The 8,151-nt window shown below is 34.8% G+C and carries 5 protein-coding genes; 4 read left to right on the top strand and 1 reads right to left on the bottom strand.

Annotated features, from left to right (window positions below; translation table 11 throughout):
• The 4 genes from ACKI4K_RS01525 to ACKI4K_RS01510 form a co-directional block, all read left to right on the top strand.
• Positions 1–1,083: beta-CASP ribonuclease aCPSF1 (locus ACKI4K_RS01525; RefSeq protein WP_407421575.1), on the top strand; the 1,083-nt coding region annotated here is incomplete at its 5' end.
• 109 nt (positions 1,084–1,192) lie between these two features.
• The gene (gene purM / locus ACKI4K_RS01520) at positions 1,193–2,212 is read left to right on the top strand and encodes a phosphoribosylformylglycinamidine cyclo-ligase (protein ID WP_407421574.1); all 1,020 of its coding nucleotides are present in this window, start codon (positions 1,193–1,195) and stop codon (positions 2,210–2,212) included.
• A 25-nt stretch (positions 2,213–2,237) separates the two neighbouring features.
• Complete coding sequence (gene comC, locus ACKI4K_RS01515; protein ID WP_407421572.1) at positions 2,238–3,266, top strand: L-sulfolactate dehydrogenase; 1,029 nt, start codon at positions 2,238–2,240, stop codon at positions 3,264–3,266.
• 149 nt (positions 3,267–3,415) lie between these two features.
• Complete coding sequence (locus ACKI4K_RS01510; protein WP_407421570.1) at positions 3,416–6,250, top strand: hypothetical protein; 2,835 nt, start codon at positions 3,416–3,418, stop codon at positions 6,248–6,250.
• Positions 6,251–6,359: 109 nt separating this feature from the next.
• Here the strand turns inward: ACKI4K_RS01510 and ACKI4K_RS01505 are convergent, their stop codons facing one another.
• Positions 6,360–8,150 carry a DNA polymerase domain-containing protein gene (locus ACKI4K_RS01505; protein ID WP_407421568.1) on the bottom strand — a complete coding sequence of 597 codons (1,791 nt, stop codon included), beginning with the start codon at positions 8,148–8,150 and terminating at the stop codon, positions 6,360–6,362.
• Position 8,151: the final 1 nt, after the last annotated feature.

The raw sequence follows: 8,151 nt of genomic DNA, 5'->3' as shown, positions 1-8,151 counted from the left end.
TTCGATCATTTAGATATAGCTCACAGAGAGGGCAATCCTTTACCATTTACCTCAAAACATGTGAAACAGGCTATTAAAAATACAATTACACTCGATTATGGGGAAGTAACAGATATCTCTCCAGACATTAGATTAACCTTACACAATGCAGGACACATCCTAGGTTCAGCAATATCCCATATGCACATAGGGGACGGGGCCCACAACCTGGTTTATACCGGTGACTTCAAATACGAACCATCAAGATTACTTGAACCTGCAACAATTAGATTCCCACGTGCTGAAACAGTAATTATGGAAAGTACTTACGGTGGAAAAGAAGATGTGCAACCTTCCAGAAACAATGCTGAAAAAGAAATGATGAAAACCATCTACAAAACACTTAAACGCGGTGGAAAAGTATTGGTTCCAGTATTCGCTGTAGGAAGGGCGCAAGAACTCATGGTTGTTTTAGAAGAATACATGAGACATGGATTAATTGAAGAAGTTCCTATCTATATTGACGGTATGATATGGGAAGCAACTGCAATCCACACCGCAAGACCAGAATACTTAAGCAAAGACTTAAGGGACCAAATATTCCATATGGGCAGAAATCCATTTGTTTCAGAAATGTTTGAAAAAGTTCAAAATCACGACCAGAGAAAAGAAATTGTTGAAAGCAGACAACCTGCAATCATCTTGTCAACTTCAGGTATGCTAACCGGAGGAAACTCCGTCGAATACTTCAAATGGTTATGTGAAGATGATAAGAATACATTAATCTTTGTAGGATATCAATCTGAAGGTTCAATGGGTAGAAGAGTTCAAAAAGGATGGAAAGAAATTCCTCTTGAAGATGACGATGGCAGAACCAGACAATTCATGGTTAGAATGCAAATCAAAACCATTAATGGATTTAGTGGACACTCCAATAGAAGACAATTAATGGAATATGTAAAAAGACTTAATCCAAGACCTGAAAAGGTCATTACCTGTCATGGGGACCCATATAAAGCTGTTGACTTAGCATCTTCTATTCATAGAAGTTATAAGATAGAAACCAAAACACCAATCAATTTAGATTGTGTTAGAATTCAATAATTAAAAAAAGAATTAAATACTTAATGAAACAAAGTTATTACTGTATTAAAAAAAATATTGTTAAATACAATATTTATTTATTTTTTAAATAAAGCTTACAGGTGTAAAAATGGTTACTTATTCAGAATCTGGTGTTGATATAGATCTTGAGGCAGTGACTGTCTCAAAACTCGCAGATAAACTCAAATCAACATTATCATATAGAGACATTATTACCGACAGCGGTCATTATGCTGCCCTAGTAAAATTAGGCGATAAAGCTATTGCAATGAGTACTGATGGTGTTGGAAGTAAAATTCTAATTGCAGAAATGATGAATAAATACGATACAATTGGTATAGATTGTATTGCTATGGTAGTAAACGATATCCTTTGTGTTGGCGCAGAACCAATAGCATTAGTGGATTATCTTGCTGTTGAAAAACCAGACCCTGAAAGAGCTGCTGAAATTGCTGAAGGTCTTGTAAAAGGTGCTGAAGAATCAAGAATCGCCATTATTGGTGGTGAAACTGCTTCACTCCCAGGAATTATTAAAGATTTCGATTTAGCAGGTACAGGAATAGGATTTGTTGATATCGACAAAATTATTACTGGTGAGAACATACAACCTGGAAATGTATTAATCGGTATTGAAAGTAATGGAATCCATTCAAACGGATACAGTTTAGCTAGAAAAGCATTATTCGATGATGCCGGATTTAGCGTTGATGACAAAATGCCAAATGGTGAAACTACCATTGGCGAAGAGTTAATCAGACCAACTGAATTATATGTTAAACCTATTGTAGCATTATTTGAAAAAGATTATAATATTAATGGACTTGCACATATTACTGGAGGAGGATTTACAAACCTTAGACGTTTGAAAAAAGGTGTGGGGTATGATATAACTGACCTTCCAGAAGTTCCGGAAATATTTAAACTTATTTATGAACAAAACGTTGACATCAAAGAAATGTATAGAGTATTTAATATGGGTATTGGTTTCGTTGTAATAACCGAAGAAAACGAAGCTGAAAAAATTATGGGCACTTTAAAAGAATACTGTAACTGTCAGATTATCGGCAAAGTAACTGATGATGAAAAAATTACTGTTAAAGCTTTTGAAGGATCTGAAATTGAATACTGATTTAATAAAAATTAAGGGTGAGTAAATGAAGATAATGAAAGATAAGGAGATAGCTCTTGTAAAAGAAATATTAAATAAATTAGGAGCCAGTGAGGAAGATAGCGAATTTGTAGCTGAAGCAACAATAGATGCTGATTTAAAAGGGTTCACATCACATGGGCTCGGTAGATTTCCTCAATATTTAATTGGTATTAAATCAGGCAATATTAACTTAAAAGATGATATTGTTATTGAAAAAGAAACTCCAGCAATTGCCTTGATTAATGGTAACAGCGGATTTGGACAAGCTGTATCATATAAAGCAATGAAATTGGCCATTAAAAAAGCAAAAGAAGTAGGAATCGGATGTGTTGGTGTGCACAATTCGAATCATTTCGGAGTAACTGGATTTTATTCTGATTTAGCATTAAGAGAGAATTGTATTGGATTAGTGCTCGCAAATACCGACCCCGCTATTGCCCCATTGGGAGGCAGTGAGCCTTTAATCGGAACAAACCCAATTGCATTAGGAATTCCATCTGAAACTTACATTACTGTCGATATGGCCACTTCCATTACAGCCCGTGGGAAAATTATTGAATCAAAAAGGAAAGGTTTAGATTTGCCTAACGGATGGGCATTAGATAAAGATGGGAATCCGACTAATGACCCCGAAGCTGCTCTTGAAGGATCAATATTGCCATTTGGCGGATTTAAAGGATATGCCCTCGCGGCATTAATTGAAATTCTAACAGGACCTTTAGTTCAGGCAGGATACGGTCATGGCGTAACCGGTACCGCTTCACCGGAAAAAGACTGCACCAAAGGAGATTTATATGTTGTAATTGACCCATCCAAATTTGGAGACTTTGGTGAATTCGTAGCAAACACTGAAGATTTCATCTCCCAAATTAGGGCAACCGGTGAAAATGTTGCCATACCTGGAGACTTGGAAGTGAAAAGAATAGCTGAAGCCGAAGCAAATGGCGTAGTTATTGATGAAAAATTATACGGACAACTAAAGGAAATCTGTGGTAACTTAAACATTGACATAGATTCATACATCGAAGAATGATTTCATTCTTCCTTCTCTTTTTTTAAACAGCGATTGATTTTTAGTTATGCTAATTTTAATAATAGTGTATATATATTAAAAAATCCAATATATGATATACAAATAAAATCTTTTTAAATTGAAATTCCTAAAAGGAGGATAAGCCTATTATGAAAATTAATAATAAATTTGCCTTATTAATAATCATGTCATTATTTTTATTAATAAGTCTTGGATCAGCCTATGCAAGTGATAATAACCTTACTGACCAAGATATGCAAACTTATGATGAAAATTCGGATGAAATATCCATTAACAATGAAATTGAAGATAATAATGCCATTCTAAGTGATGGTAATAATAATGAATTATTAAAAGCCAATTCAAATAGCGCAATAAACGTTACACCAACTTCGGTTGATGTCAATTCATCCAAAATAGTGGAAGTAAAAATAAAAAGTAATGAAAGCATTGACATTAATGATTTAAAACCTACCGTAACTTATAAAGATAGTAATGCAACAAAAACCATTAAAACAAGCAATTATAATCTTAATAACGGAACATATAGTTTTAAATTAAACAATCTTAATTTTAAAACTGCTTTATTAGCACTTACATATAAAGGAGATTCCATTAGCAACATCACATTGAATAGGATTTATAATGCAGACATCCAAGTAGTTAAAGATTCCGCAGAGTATAGGGTCGGCAATTTTTCCTTTAAAATTGTTGACAGAGACAATAACAATAAACCTATACCAGATGTTGAAGTCTCTTTAACAACAATAGGAAACATTAGAGCCGGATTCAGTGCGAAAACAAATAAAAATGGTATTGCATCATTCGATGCAGATAAATTATACGAATTTACTCAGGATTCAACTTTAACTATGAAATATCTGTCCGCAGGATACCATAATGTCACAATAGCAACTAAAGACAATATTAAAAGCAGCTCTAAAACCGTTAGGTTAAGCGTTAGCAAAGGAACTGTAAAGATAGTTGTTGACAAATATAATGAACCATACGGAAGTGACAAAAATGTTACAATCACCGTGACCAAATCCAATGGTGCTCCATTAACCGGTGAAATAATCCATTTGACAATGCCGCAAACTACTGAAAAAACTTATTATTTCTCAACTGATTCAAATGGAACCTGTAAAATTAATGTGAAAAATTTAATTCCTGGAACCTATTCATATACAGTTAATGCAAACAATACAGAAAGCATAAAATTACAAAAAGTTAGCGGAACAATTACCATTAATAAAGTACGTGTTGACCTCACCATATCCACACATGATATTGAATACAACAGTGAGGTTACTGCAACAATTACCGTTAAATATGCCGGCACTAATAACGCCGTGCCGAATGCAATTATTAAAGTACAAGCATTTGAAACCAATAGTGACGTCCAAGAGTACAGATTCCAAACTAACGAAAAAGGAACTGTCTCATTTTCAGCTTCACTATCTGTCGGAAAACATAAAATTAGGGTCAATATCGCTGAAGATAATTACGAACCTAGGTATGTGGCTTATGAAATAACAGGATTTGTTAACGTGGGTTTTGCCAATGCAAAATACGAAGCCCCTAAGGTAACTGCATATTATAATGATGGTAAAACTTTCAACGTCAAAGTTGTTAATGTGAAAAACGGCAAAGGAATGTATGATACAAAAGTTCGTATTGATGTTTATACATCCTCAACCACATATATACGTTACACAGGCACCACAGATGCAAATGGCTATTTGAAACTTTCTTTAAAAGACTATGAACCTGGAACATACAAAGTCGTGATATCAAACCCTGACACTAAAAACTATAAAAGTAGCGAAGTTACTTCACAATTTGTAATCAAAAATAAAATTGCAACAAAATTAACAGTGACAAGTCTTACAGCACCGTATAAAAGCAACAGCTACATCATTGCAAGGTTAACCGATACAAACGGAAAACCAATAAGCGGTGCAAAAATCGGATTCGCAAACAACGGCGTGAAATACGCCACCACAGATGCCAACGGAAAAGCAAGATACTACACAAACGAACTTAAAGAAGGTAGCTACGACATTAAAGCTAAATTCTACGGAGACAACACACACCAAGCATCCAGCCAAGCAACATCAAAAGTCGTGATAACTTCAAATAGAATTGCTACTAAATTGACTGTAACCGACCTTACAGCACCGTATAAAAGCAACAGGTACATCATTGCAAGGTTAACCGATACAAACGGAAAACCAATAAGCGGTGCAAAAATCGGATTCGCAAACAACGGCGTGAAATACGCCACCACAGATGCCAACGGAAAAGCAAGATACTACACAAACGAACTTAAAGAAGGCACCTACTACATAAAAACCGCATACTATGGTGACGACACACACCAAGCATCCAACCAAGCAACATCAAAAGTCGTGATAAGTAAAGTTGCAACTAAATTGACAGTCACTAGTGTTTCAACTACTTATAATAGCGGCAAGTACGTCATTGCTACTTTAACCGATGCTAATGGTAATCCTATCCAAGGTGCTAAAATCGGATTTGCAAACAACGGCGTGAAATACGTTACTACAGACTCCTCCGGTAAAGCCAGGTATTATCTAACTGGTTTGAAAGAGGGCAATTACGATATAAAAGTTGCATACTATGGTAATGATACCTACAAAGCATCCAACCAGGCAACTTCAAAAGTCGTGATAAGCAAGATTGCCACCAAGTTGACTGTGACAAGTCTTACAGCCAAACATAAAAGCAATAGTTATATCATTGCTAGACTTACTGATAGTAATGGAAACGCAATTAGTGGAGTTAAAATTGGATTTGCAAACAATGGTGTGAAATACGCCACCACAGATGCCAACGGAAAAGCAAGATTCTACACAAGCAATCTTGCAGTAGGCACATACAATATAATCGCGGCATTCTTCGGAACAGACGCCTACCAGGCATCCAATAAGGCAACTTCCAAAGTTACCATTACGCAATAAAAAATAGTAGGTTAACTGCATGACATATGCTAACAAACATCATGTCATGTTAAAACAAGTGGAATTAACTTCCAAAAACAAATAAAATTTAAAGAGAAATTAATTTCTCTTATTCTTTTTCTTTTTTGTATTTTGCATAAAAACCATCAGTATCAGCATATATTGCATAAAAGCCATACTCTTCTGCCTTTTTAATTGATGATTTAATATATTGTCTTCCCCATGAAGTAATGGCCTTTGCACATTCAAAAGAATACCATCTGAATCTAGGAAAACCATAAATACCATACATTGTATTTGCCAATCTTTTAATAGCTTGTTGTTGTACATCTAAAGCTTTTCTTTCAGTTTCATCATCACAAGCTTTCATTTCGCGTTTGATTCTAAACCTTTCCTGTAAAATCTTATCAATAACAGATGGAATAAAACCTTGAGGATTTTTTTTAAATTTTAAATCATGCTCCGGTGAAATATTGTACTCCTCTTCATTTTCAACATCCCCCATAACCATCACATCTGGAGATATGTTTTTTGAAATAATGATGCTCGGATATAGGCTTCTGAAGTCAAATTGAACCAAATTTTCATGAAGGCCCGTTTCAGGTTCCCGGACATACCCCCCTTCATTGTCCTCTGCATTAGCGCGATCTGCAAAATTGGAACCCTGTTTATTTGGTACAACTTCACCATCAAAATAAGCTTGTTTGACTAAAAACCATTCTGCTTGTTGGCCTGTAGCCATACGACTAACATCAAATAATGGTTGGCCAATAATACGGGTAAGTTCCAAATTAAGTGGTAAAGTTTGTTCTGCAATTTTTAAAGTTGATATTACATCATCAAGTGAATAATCAAATAGATTGTCCAATTCTTCTCCGCCATTGTCCCAGAACTCCCAGATTCTCTCACCAGGAACATCTATTTTCTCCTCACCAAATAATTCATAATAAACTCTTTCCAGAGTATATCTCTCAAGAGTCATATATCTCCTCATTACCAAGTATAAATCAACATGAATCAACCCTTTAAGAGAAGCGGCATTGGCATAGCCTCTTCTGATATATTTAACTTCAGATTCATCCATTCCAATGTTTAAATCAACGCCTAAAATCTTGGCCCTGTCTTTAATGTATGGGAAGTCAAAATTATCTGAATTGTAACCTACAATGATATCAACATTGTTGTCATTAATTATCCTTACAAACTCTTCAATCATTTCTTTTTCTGAATTTACCTGGTTTACGAAATCATTCCTATCGTTCGAGTTAGTCTTGGTTGATATTACCTGATTAATGCCAAAATTACTTGCAACTCCAATCATGATTATCTCATCCTCTTCAGAATTTGGCATCCCATGAGGATTTCTAACTTCCAAGTCAAAACTTAAAATTCTGAATTTTTGAGGATAATCCTTAACACGTTTTAGCCTATCAGTTAATTTAATAATTTGAATATCCTGCTTTTTAGAGTCCAAATTAAGAAACGATTCAATTTCTTCACCGATGGCCGTTACTTCGGTCATTGGAATAACATCCCTATCCATAAGATATCTTCTATAAAATGGAATGTCAAATTCCCTAATCTGAAGTACACCTTCAGTGTCTCGTAGGCTATCCCTGTTTTTTGCAAGTTCCTGAGGATGGCTGAATACCACTTTTATAAATTCCTTTTCAACCTGAAAATCTTTTTTAATGACTTTTTCAACGCTAACGACATCCAAATTATTTTGAATTTCAGACATGCATTTATCCACATCATCTGAAACAACATATAAATACGGCTCAAATGTGTCATCCAACAATATTACGTTCCTGTCCCCATCTTTTGAAAATAAACGAATTACAGGCTTATCTTCATAGGTAACATAATCAATATCTAAAATAACAACATTTCTTTCCATA

Source organism: Methanobrevibacter sp., from assembly GCF_045644645.1.
Classification (GTDB): Archaea; Methanobacteriota; Methanobacteria; order Methanobacteriales; family Methanobacteriaceae; genus Methanocatella.
Note: the sequence above shows the minus strand (reverse complement) of the source record. Positions and strands in the feature narration are given on the sequence as shown.